We start from the raw sequence: 15,271 nt of genomic DNA, 5'->3' as shown, positions 1-15,271 counted from the left end.
GTCACTGAAAAAAATTGTAATTATTGGGGCAGGGGTTGTGGGCAGTGCGATCGCCTTTGAACTTAGTCAAGATGCCCAATTAGACATTACATTGATTGACGAAAAAGAACCAGCCCAAGGCTCTACGGGAGGAGCGTTAGGTTTACTCATGGGGGTAATGAGTCAGAAAATAAAAGGCAGAGCATGGCGACTGCGGGAGAATAGCTTAAAAAGATATAAAACCCTACTGCCAGAATTAGAAGCCCTCACGGGGTTAAACATCCCTTACAATCGCCACGGCATCGTTAAACTACTTTTTTCCTCAGACAACCTCGACAAATGGCATACCCTAGCAGAAAAAAGAGCAGAACAAGGTTACTCCCTTGAGGTGTGGAATCGTGCAAAACTGCAATCCATTTGCCCCGAAGTCCAAGGAGAAGAAATTATCGGTGCGGTATCTTCCATGGATGATTTACAGATAAACCCCATTCCCTTAACTCAAGCATTAGCTCTAGGAGCAAGAAGAAGGGGGGTAAAGTGTATTTTTGGACAAAAAGTTGATAATTTCATCCTCAAAACCCAAGATAGCGAAGAAAAAAAGGTTTGTGAGGGTTTATCCGTGGGGGGTAAACCCCTTGGGGCGGACTTAGTAATTATATCTGCTGGTTTGGGTTCTACTCCCTTAACCGAAAAGTTAAATCAGGGGGTAGAAATAAAGCCTGTTTTGGGACAAGCCATGGTGTTACATTCTCAAAGCTGGAAACACAGAGCCGATTTTAATCCAGTGATTACGGGGGATGATGTTCACATTGTACCCTTAGAGGGTAATCGTTTTTGGGTGGGGGCTACCCTCGAATTTGCCAATGAAGACGGCATTGTAATTGAGGATAAACAATTAATGGCTAATTTATATCAAAGGGCGATCGCCTTTTGTCCTGCCCTTAAATCCGCTTCTATTATCTCCCAATGGTCGGGAAAACGTCCCCGCCCCCAAGGACGTCCTGCCCCCATCATCGAATGGTTGGAGGGTTACGATAATGTTATTTTAGCCACTGCCCATTATCGCAACGGCATTTTACTAGCCCCTGCCACCGCCATGGAAGTCAGGGAATTAATAATGAATGTTTAATTAATAACTCCACGGGGTGAATACAACTTTTTTTACTTGGACATTTCCAACATTCTTTGAATGGGTGTTAATGCTTTAGCTCTGATAGACTCAGGGATGATAATTTCAGGCTGTCTTTTTCTAGGGTGTTAAGCCTCATATAAGGGCATTCGTTACAGTTACAGTTACTGGTAGAAGGGGCGGGGATAAACACCTTTTGGGGAGCTTGTTTCTGCATTTGGTGAATGATACCCGGTTCGGTGGCAATAATGAATTTATCGCACTCACTACCCTGAGAATATTTTAAAAGGGCGGTGGTTGAACCAATGTAGTCGGCATGGCGCAAAACGGGGGTTTCACATTCTGGGTGGGCTAGTATTTGGGCTTCGGGGTTTTGTACCTTAAGTTCGACTATTCTTTTTTCTGAGAAGGTTTCATGGACAATACAGCTACCATCCCACAATACTAAATCTCGTCCTGTTTGTTCGCTGACATAACGACCTAAATTTTTATCGGGGGCAAAGATAATTTTTTGTTCTGGGGGAATTTGATTAACAATAGAAACGGCATTGGAACTGGTGCAAATAATGTCACTCAGAGCTTTAATTTCTGCGGTACAGTTAATGTAGGAGATAACAATATGATCGGGGTGTTGGGCTTTAAATTGGGCAAAGGCATCAGGGGGGCAACTATCCGCAAGGGAGCATCCTGCATCTAAATCGGGTAATAATACTAATTTATTTGGGTTTAAAATTTTGGCTGTTTCTGCCATGAAGTGTACCCCTGCAAAAAGAATTACATCCGCTGAGGTATTGGCTGCCTGTTGGGATAAACCGAGGGAGTCACCAATATAGTCGGCAATGTCTTGGATGTCTCCTTCTTGGTAGTAGTGAGCTAGAATTACAGCGTTTAATTCTTTTTTCAAAAGGGCGATCGCACTAAACAAATCATCAGGAATATTATTTTCAATCTTACGGGGGGGAGTAGCAGTAAACATATTCAACAACCGTCGGGGATTTAATAAAAGTTAGTAACCATCATATCGTGAAATTATCAAGATTTGAAAATTTAACTCCTAATTTAGATCCTAAATAATTATGAATTTCAGAGCTTTAAGATATAATTTGAAGGGAATTACCTTGATATAAATCAATTAATTTTATGGGACTTACTGATTTTTCTGTTCATTTATTCGCTCAAATAATAGAAGATCCTGATATTATTGGTCAAATTACCGATGCTTGGAATAATTTTGTCGAATCTGGACAAGTTTGGGCAATGGTTATCGGCTTATTCTTAGGATATACTTTCTCTAGTTTTACCCGTTTTTAGTAGCATAATAATAATTTAAAAATGCAGTTTAAAAATTCTCAAGAATATCGCATCTTTGGCATAAAAAGAAGTGGCAATCATGCCATTATTAACTGGATTTTTTCTCAATGTAGCAATCAAACTGTTTTTTTAAATAATTGTTATCCTGAAGGTACAAAAACCTTGAGAATTTATCAAGGAATAGGAAGAATTGATGCCAAAAACATTAACTATTGGGATTATAAACAAAGAATTATTCCTTGGGAAAAAAATCCTTTTCAAAGTAGTGAATATGTTACTTACTCAAAGGAAGATAAAAGATTTAAAGCAGAAAAACTAAAACAACTTAAGGGGAAAACAACTCTTGTAAGTTTCGAGGATAGAGATATAAATAAAATTAACTCTCTTTTTAATCAACAACATGATACTTTAATAGGAAATAGCAACTATATATTCAAAATAGTTATTTTAAGAGACCCTTTCAATTTATTAGCCAGTATTTATAAAAAATGGTCAGAAAAAGATCTATTTTATTATCGTAATCTATGGAAAGAATATGCTAATAAATTTATTGAATATGAAAAAAGTAATGATGATTATCTATTAGGCATAAGCTATAATGAATGGGTAAAAAACAAAAGTTATCGACAAAATATAGCTACAAAATTAGGTATTCCTTTCAATGATCAAGGTAAGGATAATGTCACTAATTTTGGCGGAGGTAGTTCTTTTGATGGTACATCTGCCAATAAAAATGCTACTACCATGAACGTATTTAGTCGTTGGGAAAATTTTGCTAATGATACCTTTTTTTGTTCTTTATTTAAAGATGAAGAATTATGGAATTTGTCAGAAAAAATTTTTGGTATTATTCCCCGTACTGATCAATTAAAATAACCTCAGTTTGGAATTTGTCAGTATGGTAGGGGACTTACCATGGTACTTCCGTACAGATTGCAGGGGATGGGGAGTATGGGAGATGAGGAGTAAGAGTAAAATAGTTCAATTATTCATTGTCAATTGTCAATTGTCAATTATTCACGCCTTTACAAGACTATAAATTTTATCCCGAACTCAGGTTAAAATAGTTTTTCTCCCCATAAAAAAGAGGGGGAAATATTATCCCCCCACTGTTTATTTATCTATCAAAAAAATGATATTTATTTAGTTGGAATGTTACCAAATACTTTTAAGAGGCGATCGCCCCAATACTTCACATCATAGGTAGAAACAGTCTTATACATAGCTTCTATACGCTCTTTTTGTTCATCCTCAGGCATCTCCAAAGCCCGATCAATAGCTGTATCCATACGAGTAACCGAATAGGGATTAGTTAACAGCGCTTGAGGTAATTCCACCGCCGCACCCACAAACTCAGAAAGAATTAACACCCCACTTTCATCCTTGTGAGCCGAAATATATTCCTTAGCCACCAAATTCAAACCATCTCGCAAAGGAGTAGTCCAACAAATATCCGCCGCCTTATAATAAGCCAATAAATCAGTAAAAGGAATAGGCTGGGTAAACAAAATAATCGGAGTCCAATCCAAACGGGCAAACTTACCATTAATCTGCCCCACTAACTGTTCAATTTTATTTTGAGTAGTCTTATATACCCGCATACCGGCAGCCGCCGACACACAACTAACAAGGAAATTAACCTTACCATGTAACTCAGGGCGACGTTCTAACAAACGACCAAAAGCCTCCAACATCTCCTGATTACCCTTCACATAATCAATTCTACCAGCGGCAATAATTAATTTTCGTCCGTGTAACTCCTCCTTAATTTCTTCATATTTTTTCTGCGCCTCAGGAGTGGCTAACACAGAGGCAATATAATCAGGATTAGTACCCACAGGGAAAGCATCGATAGTCACCTCTTGCCCGTTGTAGCCCAACTTAGTTACCATTTCTGGCTCGGCTAAAGCAGTTCCAGAAGTCGTAAAATGTCCTTGCACAGGCTGTCTTTCCAATACTTCCACAGGTAATAAACTGCGGGTTACATTAACAAAATTTTCCGCATAGCGAGGGATATGGAAGCCAACCACATCACAACATAACAAGCTAGAAACAATTTCCTCGCGCCAAGGAAGAATATTAAATACATCCACTGAAGGGAAAGGAGTATGATGGAAAAATGCAATTCTAGCATTAGGTTTCATTTCCCTAATATACTTAGGGGCTAACCATAAATTATAGTCATGTACCCAAATTAAGGCATCGTCAGCTGCTTCCTTACAAGCCGCCTCAGCAAATAGTCGGTTGATTTCCTTAAAGTTTTCCCACTCAGAAGATTCAGAAGTGAAATGATAGGGGAAAGAGTGGAGAATCGGCCAAAATGCCTCCTTAGAAGTAATATGGTAGAACTCCTTTACTTGATTAGGAGATAAAGGAATACGCAACACGCTATAGTTAGAACCTTCTTGTTCTACTTGTACTCTTTCTTGGAAGCTCGATTGTTCTTTTTTAGAAACTTGTCGCCATGCAATCCAAGTCCCTTTATCCACACTGTTAAAGAAACTTCTTAAGGTTGGTACGATGCCATTAGGACTTTTTTTGTCACGATAAAAAGTTTTTCCGTTTTCAATTACTTCGTCGTAGGGTTGACGATGATAAAGAATTACTAAGGATGATTTCATATTTTTATGTTTTAGGAATAATTACGGTATTTTTGTTTCAATTATTATAATTGATAGTTTTTATTTAATAGAATTTAACTTTTTTAGTTTTTTTGTTCAGTATCTATGTACATAATAATAACTGTTTTTCATTGTTTATACTCTACTAAAGGGTAATTTTATATTGTTTCTAGGACTATTATCAAAGAAGATAGCTTTAATTATAATAAATAGATTAGCTTGTTTTAAAATAATAAATAATGTTTTTAATTATGGTACTTTAAAATTAATAAACACATTTATGTATTATAAGTTACCTTCAAGTTTAGTCATTTAAACCACTCAATTAATAGGGCAATTTAACTGACTTTAATCATAGCATAAGTATCAATATTGAGTCAAATTTTAAATAATAACTGCAAAGATGGCAACTATAAATGATGTATAAATAAATGAGATATTATGGACTTAAACCTTTATAAAATAGTGGATTGAATATTATAACCCGAGTCAAATATATTCTTCGTAGAATAAAAATTCTATCCATAAATTATCGAATCAATATTACTTAATCATGGTGTGGAATATGATTCAATGACCCGACAAATTAAAACATGAAAATATTATCAGGGGATGTTTTAGATTTAGCCACTGTAGAAAAAGCGGTAAAGCATCAGGATGCGGTCGTTTGTACATTAGGTTCTGGACATCAGTTGACGGGAAATGTGCGCTCACAAGGTACACAGCATATTATTAAGGCGATGAATAAATGGGGTGTTAGCAGGTTTATTTGTCAGACAACTTTAGGGGCCGGAGATAGTTGGAGTAATCTCGACTTTTATTGGAAATATATTATGTTTGGGTTCATTTTACGAAATGTTTTTGCTGATCATCAAAAGCAGGAAGAAATTGTTAAACAGAGTTGTTTACAGTGGACTATTATTCGTCCTGGAGCTTTTGTTAAGGGCGATCGCACTGGTAAATATCGTCATGGTTTTTCTAATCAAGACAAGACATCTAAACTGATGATTTCCCGTGGGGATGTGGCAGATTTTATCCTCAAAGAGTTAGCAACTAATTACTATTTAGGCCAATGTCCTAGCTTATCATATTAATTAAATTATCTGCTTTCATGGGTGACAATATTGCTCACCCTGCAAAATTTTAACATCATCCCCAGCTACTAAAAATAACCCATTCTTGACAAATTAGCCATTGATGAGTCAAATTATTAAAGGCAGTGAATTAGACCATGTTTTAAAAAATACCTAGGGTTGGCATTATGAGTCCCAGAAAACTATCTGAAGGCGATCGCACGGAAATCTTAGACTTGTATCGTAACACAGATGCAACATCATCTACCTTAGCAGATCGCTACGGAGTAAGTAACTCCACTGTCAGCCGTTTTTTAAAAATGAGTCTTTCCCAAGAAGAATATGACTCCCTAATTCAGCAAAAGCGCCTTGCCCGTAGCAACTCCAACAACTCCAAAAAGAAAACTAAAAACGTAAAATCAGAACAATCCAAAAAAGAATCACCCACTACCAATCAACAAAAACTAGAAATAGAAGAAGTACAAGAAAATCAAACTACCACGAATCCAGAACAAGAGGAAACCCCTAGCACTACTGAAAAAAATCCCGAAGAAACCGTAGAAAAACCAATTTTAAAAACCAAAAAAACCCCCGATAACCCTCCCGACTCACAACCCACAAACATTGACGAAGATGATGAAGATGACGATAACAAAAACTTAGAATCCGTCAACACTGCCCAAGAAATGTTTGGAGAAGAAATAGTCGAAGAAGAAGACGACGAAGACGAAGAAGATGACTTTGAAGAAGAAGAAACAGAAATCAAAATAGAAGTTCGAGAACTTATCGTCCTACCCCTTTCCCAAGCTAAATTTAACCGTAACTGTTATCTAGCAATAGATCGCACCGCAGAACTAATGACACGTCCTCTCAAAGACTTCGCCGAGTTAGGAAATATACCCCAAGAAGAAATCAATCAAAAAACCCTACCCATTTTTGAAAATCATCGTGTTGCCAAAAGGTTTTGCGATCGCCGCGGTAAAGTTATCAAAGTACCTGATACCAGAATTATTGAAAAAACCGTATCCTGTCTCCAATCAAAAGGCATCAGTCGAGTATTAATGAATGGAAAAGTCTTTAAACTTAATGAATAGTCCTGAGGATTTTTATTAAATCAATGACATAAATTGAATATTCACAAATGAAATATAAGGTTACTAAGCAACCACCATAGTGACTTTACACTATCCCAATTCACCAAGGTGGGCAATGCCCACCAAAACAATCAAAAATTAACGGTGCATAGCCTTAGCCAACTCCGCAGCCACCTCAGGGCGAGAAAATTGAGGAGGGGGCAACTCACCACGTCTCAACATCTCCCTTACCTTAGTACCCGAAAGATGAACCCTTTCCTCAGGGCTAGAAGGACTGGTTTTAGAAGTCGCCATCTGCTCAGTGCGCTTACAATAAAAAGCGTGTTCAAACTTCATGGGCGTAATACCCAATTCCCCGGGTTCAAACTCATCAAAAATTAACTGAGCATCATAAGTACCATAATAGTCACCAACCCCAGCATGATCACGACCCACAATAAAATGAGTACAGCCATAATTCTTACGAATCAAAGCATGGAAAATCGCCTCTCGAGGGCCCGCATAACGCATCGCCGAAGGATTAATCGCCAAAATCACCCTGTTTTGGGGGAAATACTTGTCCATCATAATCTCATAACAACGCATTCTCACATCCGCAGGGACATCATCACTCTTAGTTGCACCCACCAAAGGATGGAGAAATAAACCATCAACCGTTTCCAAAGCACACTTTTGGATGTACTCATGGGCGCGGTGGATAGGGTTACGAGTCTGGAAACCAACCACAGTTTTCCAACCCCTTTCCAAAAACAACTTGCGAGACTGGGCAGGATCAATTTGATATTTCGGGAAAAGAGGATGGTCATCCCTTTGTAACAACCAAATAGGGCCAGCAAGATTGATTTCTCCCTGCTCATAAACCACCTTTACCCCGGGATGTTTATCCTCATCAGTACCATACACTTTAACAGCCTCATGGGTTTTATTGTAACGATACTTCTGGGTAAGTTCTAAAACCCCAATAAATCTACCATTAGCATCATCTAAACGAACCCAACCGCCTTCTTTTAAAGGCTCTGCCACTTCCTCAGTTACAGAAAGGGTAACAGGTACAGACCAAGGTAAGTCATTTTTAAGGCGCATATTATCAACTACATTTTCGTAGTCATCCTGCTCCATAAATCCCTGCAAAGGACTAAAACCACCGATCGCAATCATCACCAAATCAGAAGTTGCCCTTTCATCAAGTTGAACCCTAGGCAGTTTATCCGCCTGAGCCATAAATTCATCTCTCTCGGCAGTAGTTGCCAACCTATTTATTAATTTACCACCATGGGCGGGGATGGTTTCTTCAATTTTAGTCATAAAATTTTAATAAAAGTTAAAAATTAGCCACGTTTTATCCTATCAAGCAATGAGCATTTTTCCTAACCCTCTAATGTCAACCAAGAGTTGACCGAAAAGGAAAAAATCAAGTAAAATGCAGTAATCCTAAACTCTTAAAGAAAAAACTATTCTTTAATCAATACTCCATGGAGACGCAAGAACTTGCCGAACTTTTTCCTCTTTTTCATAACCTTAGTGATGAAACCCTCGAATCGGTTATTAAACTACTAGATACCAAAACCTATGAAAGAGGAGAAGTCATTATTTCCCAAGATGATTGGGGTAGTTGTTTTTATCTAATTTCCTCAGGCTGGATCAAAGTACAGCGTTTTTATGGAGGACAACCCATCACCATCGAAATCATCGGCAAAGGTGGTTTTGTGGGTGAAATAGGTATTTTGGGTAACACTAATTTTCATAGTCAGGTATTAAGTATTTCTGATGTGGAAATGTTTACCATCTCCGCCCAGAGATTTATCCAAGTATTATTCAGAGATGCTCAAATACAAAATCGCTTATTAAAATCCATGGTAAACAAGGTGATAGAGTGCCAAGAATATTACCGCTTCCACCATCAAGCCACTAAAGTTCGATTAGTCACTATTTTATTATCCCTTGCCGATAGATATGGACAAGCCATCGAAAACGGTATGGAAATTTATAATTTTCATCTTCAAGATTTAGCGGATTTAGCTTTATTATCCCTAGAAGAATGTGTGCAAAATGTCAGTAAGTTAGAACATAAAAATCTAGTCCAAATTGACAATGAATCTAACACTATGTTGTTACCAAATATCAAACAATTACATCATATTATTGGTCAATTGGGTAATGAATAAATCATTCATTGATTGAAGAATAATAAATAATTTTCACGGTTACGTAAGTATTAGAATATTTTTAATCAAAAGTTTATAGTTTTTTCGATATTTTTAGTCTATTATTAGTAGATTATTTGGATAAGATAACAACATCTAATGAAAGCTAATTTTATTTGTAGAATAACTTACAATTTAACTTATGTCTTCATAACTCATTTATTGATTAATATGCCCAAACTAGAAGCTGCTGAGCTATTCAATGGGGGGGCGTGTCCTACAGGTCAGGCAACTACTGCTTTGGCAAGTGGAAATATCCTGAACGCCAATCCTTTTTCGACCAATGGAGGAAATGCTTTTCAATGTTATCGTCTCGACTCTTTTACAGGTACTCCTCTTTCTGCTTTGGTTGGCTTGAGAAATATAGGCTCAGGGAATGCCATCGAGACACAGTTTGTGATTACTGTAGAAGAATTTTTAAACGAAAGTTCTAGTAATTTTCAACAGCCCACAGCCGGAACTATTGCTGATTTGAGAGGTTTTTTCTTTAACTTTGGTGGTGCAGGTGGACAATTTAATAATTTAATTTTAACTAATTATTCTGCTTCAGGACTTACTTCAGGTAATCAATCCTTTTCTTTTGAGAAAAGTTTGAACAACATAACATCGGCTGGTTCTAAGGCTAACACTATAACTCCAGAAGGTCCTTTTGACTTAGGATTAGAATTCGGCACAAATGGTATTGCAAGGGATGATATTCAAAGAGTAACATTTCATATTAGCTCTACCACTGGAGCGGTCAGAGCCACTGACTTCACAAGTGCAGGAACTGGACAAGGAAATAACTTATTATTTGGTTTACGGGCAACCAGTGTAGGAGTTGATCCAAATCGTGAAGGTAGTTCCAAAGCTGTTTATTCTGGAACTCCAGAAACTGGAAGTAATACAAATTTGATAGAAGTGATTGCTGTTGATGAACCCATAGAAATCCCTGAAGGGCAGAACATATTGATGTTTTTTACCTTGGGGGGTTTCATGAGAATGAGCAGGCGTCTGCGAAAAAAAGAAACTCTCTAGTTTGTAATGGTTAGTTAAAACTCCTGTATTATCTGAGTATTTTACGAATCAAAATGGTAGCTTTAAAATAAAGAAACTGCTACTTATCACATAAAAATGAATATCCAACAACCAGACATCTACTATCAAGTCTCCATGGAAAATCCTGAATTACATTTATTTCAGGTAAATTTAACCGTTAGTAACTGGGTAGATGAAATACTTGATATTATAATGCCAGTATGGACACCTGGATCTTATTTAGTAAGGGAATATTCCAAAAATTTACAAGAATTTTCCGCATTAGATGCCAAAACCAATCAATCAATTACATGGCAAAAAAAATCTAAAAATCATTGGCAAATAGAAGCAAAAAACACCAAAGAAATTAAAATTAGTTATAAAATATATGCCAACGAATTAACCGTTAGAACTAATCATTTAGATAGTACCCATGGTTATTTTAATGGTGCTGCTTTGTTTTTTTATATTCCCGAATATCAACATATTCCCCATACCGTTTCCATTATCCCTCCCCGTAAAGATTGGCAGGTGACAACATCCCTACTCAAAATTAGTCATAATACCTTCTGTGCTGATTGTTTTGATACCCTTGTGGATAGCCCCTTTGAAATTGGTACTCAAGAAATTGATAATTTTGTGGTATCCGATAAACCTCATCAATGGGTAACTTGGGGTAAGGGTAATCTTGATAAAGAAAAATTAATCAAAGATACTAAGGCAATTATTGAGAAAGAAGAAGAATTATTTGGGGATTTACCCTACGAAGATTATTTCTTTTTACTACATCTTTCTGGAAGTGGTTTTGGGGGTTTAGAGCATAAAAAATGTTGTGTTTTAAACTATCCTCGTTTTGGTTTTCGGAAAAAAGACAAATATAACCGCTTTATGCAGTTAGTCGCCCATGAATTTTTCCATCTGTGGAATGTAAAAAGAATTCGCCCCAAGGAGTTGGAAAATTTTGATTATAGTAAGGAAAATTACACGGCTTCCCTTTGGTTTTGTGAGGGGGTAACTAGCTATTATGATATTTTTATTCCTTATCGTGCCAAGGTTTATTCCCGTAAGACTTTGTTAGATTTATTAAGTAAAGATATTAGTCAATATTTATCAATACCTGGCAGACATATTCAACCTTTAAGGGAATCAAGTTTTGATGCTTGGATTAAGTTATATCGCCGTGATGCTTATAGTAATAATAATCAAATTTCTTATTATCTTAAAGGACAATTTATTGCTTTATTTTTAGATTTAATTATCCGCAAAAATAGTGGAGGTAAAAAGTGTTTTGATGATGTAATGCGGGAAATGTGGCAACGCTTTGGTATTGATGAAATTGGTTATACCGAAGAAGAATTAAAAGGGGTTATTGAAGAAGTAGCGGTGCAAGATTTAACGGAGTTTTGGGATTTATATTTAAATAGCACTCAAGAATTACCTTTTAATGAATTTTTTAAACCTTTTGGATTAAAGTTGGAGGCAAAAACTTCCAAGGATAGTCATCCTTATTTGGGTATTTTGATTCAAAAGGAAGGAGGGATGGAAAAAATTAATTTTGTGGATGCTAATTCTCCTGCGGGAAAAGTTGGCATTGAGGCAGGAGATGAATTGTTAGCTATCGATGGTTTTCGGGTTGGTGCGGATAATATTGGGGATAGGTTAAGGGATTATCAAGAAGGTGATGAAATTGAAGTGACTATTTTCCATCAGGATGAGTTAAAAAGTTTGATGGTTACATTGGATAAAGCAAAGGTTTTTAGCTACCAATTGAAGGTAATGGATAAATTGAATGATAACCAGCGCACCTTACTTGCTAATTTTTTCGGTGAAGAATAATATCAAGTTGGGGTAATCAGTTGTAAATAGATTTTATTTTCGCCGCCCCACCGTGTAATTACAGGGCTAACGGTAGTTCGTTCAATAAATTGAACTAAGATAATAAATAGTGGGCAATGCCCACCTTAATATCATCTTAACGCTTAGTTAACTTAGTTAAAACATTGTTGGAACGTTCTACAAAAGCAGTCATTCCTTCCGCATCAAAAGCCCTTTGTGCCATCAAAGCCAAATCATAGACGTGTTGACACATCATGTTAACCATCTCTTTGGTGGTGGATTCTCCACTACCTTGGATAATAGTGCCTTTATTGAGTTGATAGATATTTTCGATGAGGGGATGGGAGGTATTAATCACCAACATATGCTCATCGGGGAATTTCATTTCCCTTTGTTGCATCATAGCTGTCATCTCTTGGAGGCGGCGCATGGCTTCGGGTAACAATACCATGGCGGGGGGCGTTTCTTCTTGGGATTCGGCTTTGAGGGATTGAGTTTTGATGTTTACTTTGGGCTTATTGATAGCCGTTTCAAACATTTCTTTGATTTCCTCTGAGCGAGTTTTATTGGTGGTGGGGTTAACAATATCACTGGCTTTGTCTTCTTCGACGAGGTTAGAATCTAATTCAGAGTCAACCCGAGAGAATTTAACTTCGTTGTATTCCCTTTCGAGGAAAGGGATAAAGTAGTTGGTATCGATAAAGGAATCCATGAATAACACTTCGATGCCTTGATTTTTGTACAAGTCAACGTAGGTGCTTTGGGTTTGGGGATTGGTGCAATAAAAGACGTTGTTTTCGTGTTTTTCTTTATTTCTTTCGAGGTATTCTGTGAGGGTGGTAAAGGGTTGATTGTCATCTTCTTTAACCTCTGCCCATGCGTCATCCCCTGAGTCGATTTCTACTTTGGGTTTTTCGGCGTTTTTATCGGCTTGGTAGGTGGTGCGATAGATGATTAAGTCTTCGACTTGTTTTTTGAATTTCTCGTCTCTCAAGGCACCATATTTAACGAATGTGCCAACGTCTTCCCAACAACGGATATATTCTGATTTATTATCATTGTATAACGACTTGAGGCGATCGCCCACCTTCTTGGTAATAAAATCAGCAATTCTTCTGACAGTGCGATGGTTAGTCAACGCACTACGAGACACATTAAGGGGAATATCAGGGCTATCAATTACCCCCCGTAAAGGCATCAGAAATTCGGGGATAACCTCTTCACAATGATCACTAACAAATACCTGATTACAGAATAACTTAATATGACCCTTAGTCACATCCACATCAGGTCGTAATTTAGGGAAATATAGAATACCATTGAGCAAAAAAGGATAATCAGTATTTAGATGTACCCATAATAAAGGATCTTCTTGAAAAGGATAAAGATAACGATAAAATTCTAAATAATCCTCATCCGTAAGATTTTGGGGAGACTCCTTCCAAAGGGCTTTTTGACGGTTAACAGTTTCCCCATTCATCTTAATCGCCACAGGGACAAAATCAGAATACTTTTTAACCAGATTTTTTACTCTTGCTTCCTCTAAATACTCCGTCTCCTCATCCAACACCGTTAAAGTAATAGTCGTGCCGGGGGTAGTGCGAGAAGATTCACTTAATTCAAACTCAGGTGAACCATCACAACTCCAATGGACAGGGGTTGCACCATTACGGTATGATAGGGTGTCGATTTCCACTTGTTTGGCTACCATAAAAGCAGAATAGAAACCCAAACCAAAATGCCCGATTAAATCATTAGCGGTTTTGCCATATTTGGTAATAAAATCCTCAGCGCTGGAAAAAGCTACCTGGTTAATATATTTTTTCACTTCCTCCACCGTCATCCCAATACCATTGTCACTAATAGAAAGGGTTTTTTTCTCCTTATCGATGGATAGGGTAATTTCAGGCTCTGGTAAATCTGTACTAAATTCCCCCGCCAGAGATGCCATTTTTGCCTTAGAAATAGCATCCACAGAGTTAGAGATTAATTCCCTTAAGAAAATTTCATGGTCAGTGTAGAGGGATTTTTTGATAATAGGAAATATATTCTCGGTATGGATGGAAATATTACCTTTTTCTACTACGTTACTCATAGGTGATTTTTGTTTAATTTTTTATCCGATAACTATAACAGCCTGTTGATTGTGGCTAGTTTTTATCATGTCACAACTTATCTATCCCTTTCAAGATGTGGTTTACCGTATCAAGTTAGGGAAATAGGTAATGAAGAATAAATCTTTGTATTCTGGGGAAAATATAAGTTTAACTAAAAAGTAAAGAAATCTTACCTCATTGTTATAATTAGTTTTAGATAGTAAGAAATAAAAAAAAGCCAAAATGTTAGCCAAATTAACAACGAAAAATCAACTAACACTACCAAAACGAATAACCCAAGAAATTGGCGCTGTGGAATATTTTGATGTGAAGGTAGAGAATGGACAAATAATTTTAACTCCTGTCAAGATTCAACGTGCGGATGGAGTAAGGGCTAAGTTAGCAGAGTTAGATATAACAGAAGAAGACATTGCTGATGCTGTTTCATGGGCAAGGCAATAATGAATAATAGGTTACGAGTGGTAATCGATACGAATTTAGTGCTATCGGCTTTAGTATTTGGGGGAAAAGTTGCTCAATTACGTTTGTTTTGGCAAAGTAAGAAAGTTACTCCCTTAATTTCTAGGACAACAACTACTGAATTAATTAGAGTTTTAGCTTATCCTAAATTTAAATTAACCAAAACTGAACAAGAAGATTTATTATCAGATTATTTACCCTATTGTGAGACGGTGAAAATACCCCTTGATTTACCGAGTATCCCTAAATGTAGAGATATTTTTGATGAGAAGTTTTTGCTTTTGGCGAAAGTGGCAAATGCTGATTATTTAGTAACAGGGGATAAAGATTTATTATCTATTGATGATAATTTTATTTGTCCTATTATTAATATGGATGAGTTTTTAAAGGAAATAAATAAGATTATTTAATAATAAAATTAATTATTCCTT

Annotated in this window: 13 protein-coding genes and 1 pseudogene; 10 read left to right on the top strand and 4 right to left on the bottom strand. The window is 36.7% G+C overall.

The features are described 5' to 3' along the window. Window positions 1-4 precede the first annotated feature (4 nt). Entirely contained in the window at window positions 5-1,108 is a 1,104-nt protein-coding gene (locus tag IQ215_RS02485) for an NAD(P)/FAD-dependent oxidoreductase (protein ID WP_193799770.1), read from the top strand. A gap of 32 nt (window positions 1,109-1,140) precedes the next feature. Here IQ215_RS02485 and nadA read toward each other — a convergent pair. Then, window positions 1,141-2,084 (bottom strand): annotated as a pseudogene (nadA, locus tag IQ215_RS02480) (quinolinate synthase NadA). 164 nt (window positions 2,085-2,248) lie between these two features. On the opposite strand from nadA, the gene IQ215_RS02475 reads away from it, so the two are divergent. Both IQ215_RS02475 and IQ215_RS02470 read left to right on the top strand, forming a co-directional pair. Next, a complete protein-coding gene (locus IQ215_RS02475) occupies window positions 2,249-2,419 on the top strand; it encodes a hypothetical protein (protein ID WP_193799744.1) in 171 nt (56 codons plus the stop codon). Window positions 2,420-2,440: 21 nt separating this feature from the next. Then, window positions 2,441-3,295 (top strand): hypothetical protein, encoded by an 855-nt coding sequence (locus tag IQ215_RS02470; RefSeq protein ID WP_193799743.1) that lies wholly within the window; start codon window positions 2,441-2,443, stop codon window positions 3,293-3,295. Between the two features lie 263 nt (window positions 3,296-3,558). On the opposite strand, the gene ggpS is transcribed toward IQ215_RS02470, so the two are convergent. Next, entirely contained in the window at window positions 3,559-5,040 is a 1,482-nt protein-coding gene (ggpS, locus tag IQ215_RS02465; protein WP_193799742.1) for a glucosylglycerol-phosphate synthase, read from the bottom strand. A 593-nt stretch (window positions 5,041-5,633) separates the two neighbouring features. On the opposite strand from ggpS, the gene IQ215_RS02460 reads away from it, so the two are divergent. Then, window positions 5,634-6,134 carry an NAD(P)-dependent oxidoreductase gene (locus IQ215_RS02460; RefSeq protein WP_193799741.1) on the top strand — a complete coding sequence of 167 codons (501 nt, stop codon included), beginning with the start codon at window positions 5,634-5,636 and terminating at the stop codon, window positions 6,132-6,134. Window positions 6,135-6,301: 167 nt separating this feature from the next. Further along, a complete protein-coding gene (locus IQ215_RS02455; RefSeq protein ID WP_193799740.1) occupies window positions 6,302-7,207 on the top strand; it encodes a transposase in 906 nt (301 codons plus the stop codon). Window positions 7,208-7,345: 138 nt separating this feature from the next. Here the strand turns inward: IQ215_RS02455 and sat are convergent, their stop codons facing one another. Further along, window positions 7,346-8,512, bottom strand: a complete 1,167-nt coding sequence (gene sat / locus IQ215_RS02450; RefSeq protein WP_193799739.1) for a sulfate adenylyltransferase — start codon at window positions 8,510-8,512, stop codon at window positions 7,346-7,348. 167 nt (window positions 8,513-8,679) lie between these two features. On the opposite strand from sat, the gene IQ215_RS02445 reads away from it, so the two are divergent. The 3 genes from IQ215_RS02445 (at window position 8,680) to IQ215_RS02435 (ending at window position 12,264) form a co-directional block, all read left to right on the top strand. Next, window positions 8,680-9,372 (top strand): Crp/Fnr family transcriptional regulator, encoded by a 693-nt coding sequence (locus IQ215_RS02445; protein ID WP_193799738.1) that lies wholly within the window; start codon window positions 8,680-8,682, stop codon window positions 9,370-9,372. A 138-nt stretch (window positions 9,373-9,510) separates the two neighbouring features. Then, complete coding sequence (locus tag IQ215_RS02440) at window positions 9,511-10,428, top strand: hypothetical protein (RefSeq protein WP_193799737.1); 918 nt, start codon at window positions 9,511-9,513, stop codon at window positions 10,426-10,428. 96 nt (window positions 10,429-10,524) lie between these two features. Continuing rightward, window positions 10,525-12,264, top strand: coding sequence for a M61 family metallopeptidase (locus tag IQ215_RS02435; protein ID WP_193799736.1), 1,740 nt, complete (start codon window positions 10,525-10,527; stop codon window positions 12,262-12,264). Window positions 12,265-12,400: 136 nt separating this feature from the next. On the opposite strand, the gene htpG is transcribed toward IQ215_RS02435, so the two are convergent. Beyond that, entirely contained in the window at window positions 12,401-14,359 is a 1,959-nt protein-coding gene (gene htpG, locus IQ215_RS02430) for a molecular chaperone HtpG (protein ID WP_193799735.1), read from the bottom strand. Window positions 14,360-14,603: 244 nt separating this feature from the next. Here htpG and IQ215_RS02425 point away from each other — a divergent pair, with 244 nt between their 5' ends. Both IQ215_RS02425 and IQ215_RS02420 read left to right on the top strand, forming a co-directional pair. Beyond that, the gene (locus IQ215_RS02425) at window positions 14,604-14,822 is read left to right on the top strand and encodes an AbrB/MazE/SpoVT family DNA-binding domain-containing protein (protein WP_193799734.1); all 219 of its coding nucleotides are present in this window, start codon (window positions 14,604-14,606) and stop codon (window positions 14,820-14,822) included. After that, window positions 14,822-15,250: a putative toxin-antitoxin system toxin component, PIN family gene (locus tag IQ215_RS02420; RefSeq protein ID WP_193799733.1), complete on the top strand. Its 429-nt coding sequence runs from the start codon at window positions 14,822-14,824 to the stop codon at window positions 15,248-15,250. The genes IQ215_RS02425 and IQ215_RS02420 overlap by 1 nt, the downstream gene beginning before the upstream one ends. The last annotated feature ends 21 nt before the right edge of the window (window positions 15,251-15,271 follow it).

The sequence above is a fragment of the Cyanobacterium stanieri LEGE 03274 genome (genome assembly GCF_015207825.1).
Lineage (GTDB): Bacteria > Cyanobacteriota > Cyanobacteriia > Cyanobacteriales > Cyanobacteriaceae > Cyanobacterium > Cyanobacterium stanieri_B.
This window is presented reverse-complemented; position numbering and strand designations above follow the sequence as displayed.

What these genes read in the sequence shown, in the direction of transcription:
- IQ215_RS02475 (WP_193799744.1), top strand. Translation starts at nt 2,249, where the DNA reads ATGGGACTTACTGATTTTTCTGTTCATTTATTCGCTCAAATAATAGAA.
- IQ215_RS02470 (WP_193799743.1), top strand. Translation starts at nt 2,441, where the DNA reads ATGCAGTTTAAAAATTCTCAAGAATATCGCATCTTTGGCATAAAAAGA.
- ggpS (WP_193799742.1), bottom strand. Translation starts at nt 5,040, where the DNA reads ATGAAATCATCCTTAGTAATTCTTTATCATCGTCAACCCTACGACGAA.
- IQ215_RS02460 (WP_193799741.1), top strand. Translation starts at nt 5,634, where the DNA reads ATGAAAATATTATCAGGGGATGTTTTAGATTTAGCCACTGTAGAAAAA.
- IQ215_RS02455 (WP_193799740.1), top strand. Translation starts at nt 6,302, where the DNA reads ATGAGTCCCAGAAAACTATCTGAAGGCGATCGCACGGAAATCTTAGAC.
- sat (WP_193799739.1), bottom strand. Translation starts at nt 8,512, where the DNA reads ATGACTAAAATTGAAGAAACCATCCCCGCCCATGGTGGTAAATTAATA.
- IQ215_RS02445 (WP_193799738.1), top strand. Translation starts at nt 8,680, where the DNA reads ATGGAGACGCAAGAACTTGCCGAACTTTTTCCTCTTTTTCATAACCTT.
- IQ215_RS02440 (WP_193799737.1), top strand. Translation starts at nt 9,511, where the DNA reads ATGAAAGCTAATTTTATTTGTAGAATAACTTACAATTTAACTTATGTC.
- IQ215_RS02435 (WP_193799736.1), top strand. Translation starts at nt 10,525, where the DNA reads ATGAATATCCAACAACCAGACATCTACTATCAAGTCTCCATGGAAAAT.
- htpG (WP_193799735.1), bottom strand. Translation starts at nt 14,359, where the DNA reads ATGAGTAACGTAGTAGAAAAAGGTAATATTTCCATCCATACCGAGAAT.
- IQ215_RS02425 (WP_193799734.1), top strand. Translation starts at nt 14,604, where the DNA reads ATGTTAGCCAAATTAACAACGAAAAATCAACTAACACTACCAAAACGA.
- IQ215_RS02420 (WP_193799733.1), top strand. Translation starts at nt 14,822, where the DNA reads ATGAATAATAGGTTACGAGTGGTAATCGATACGAATTTAGTGCTATCG.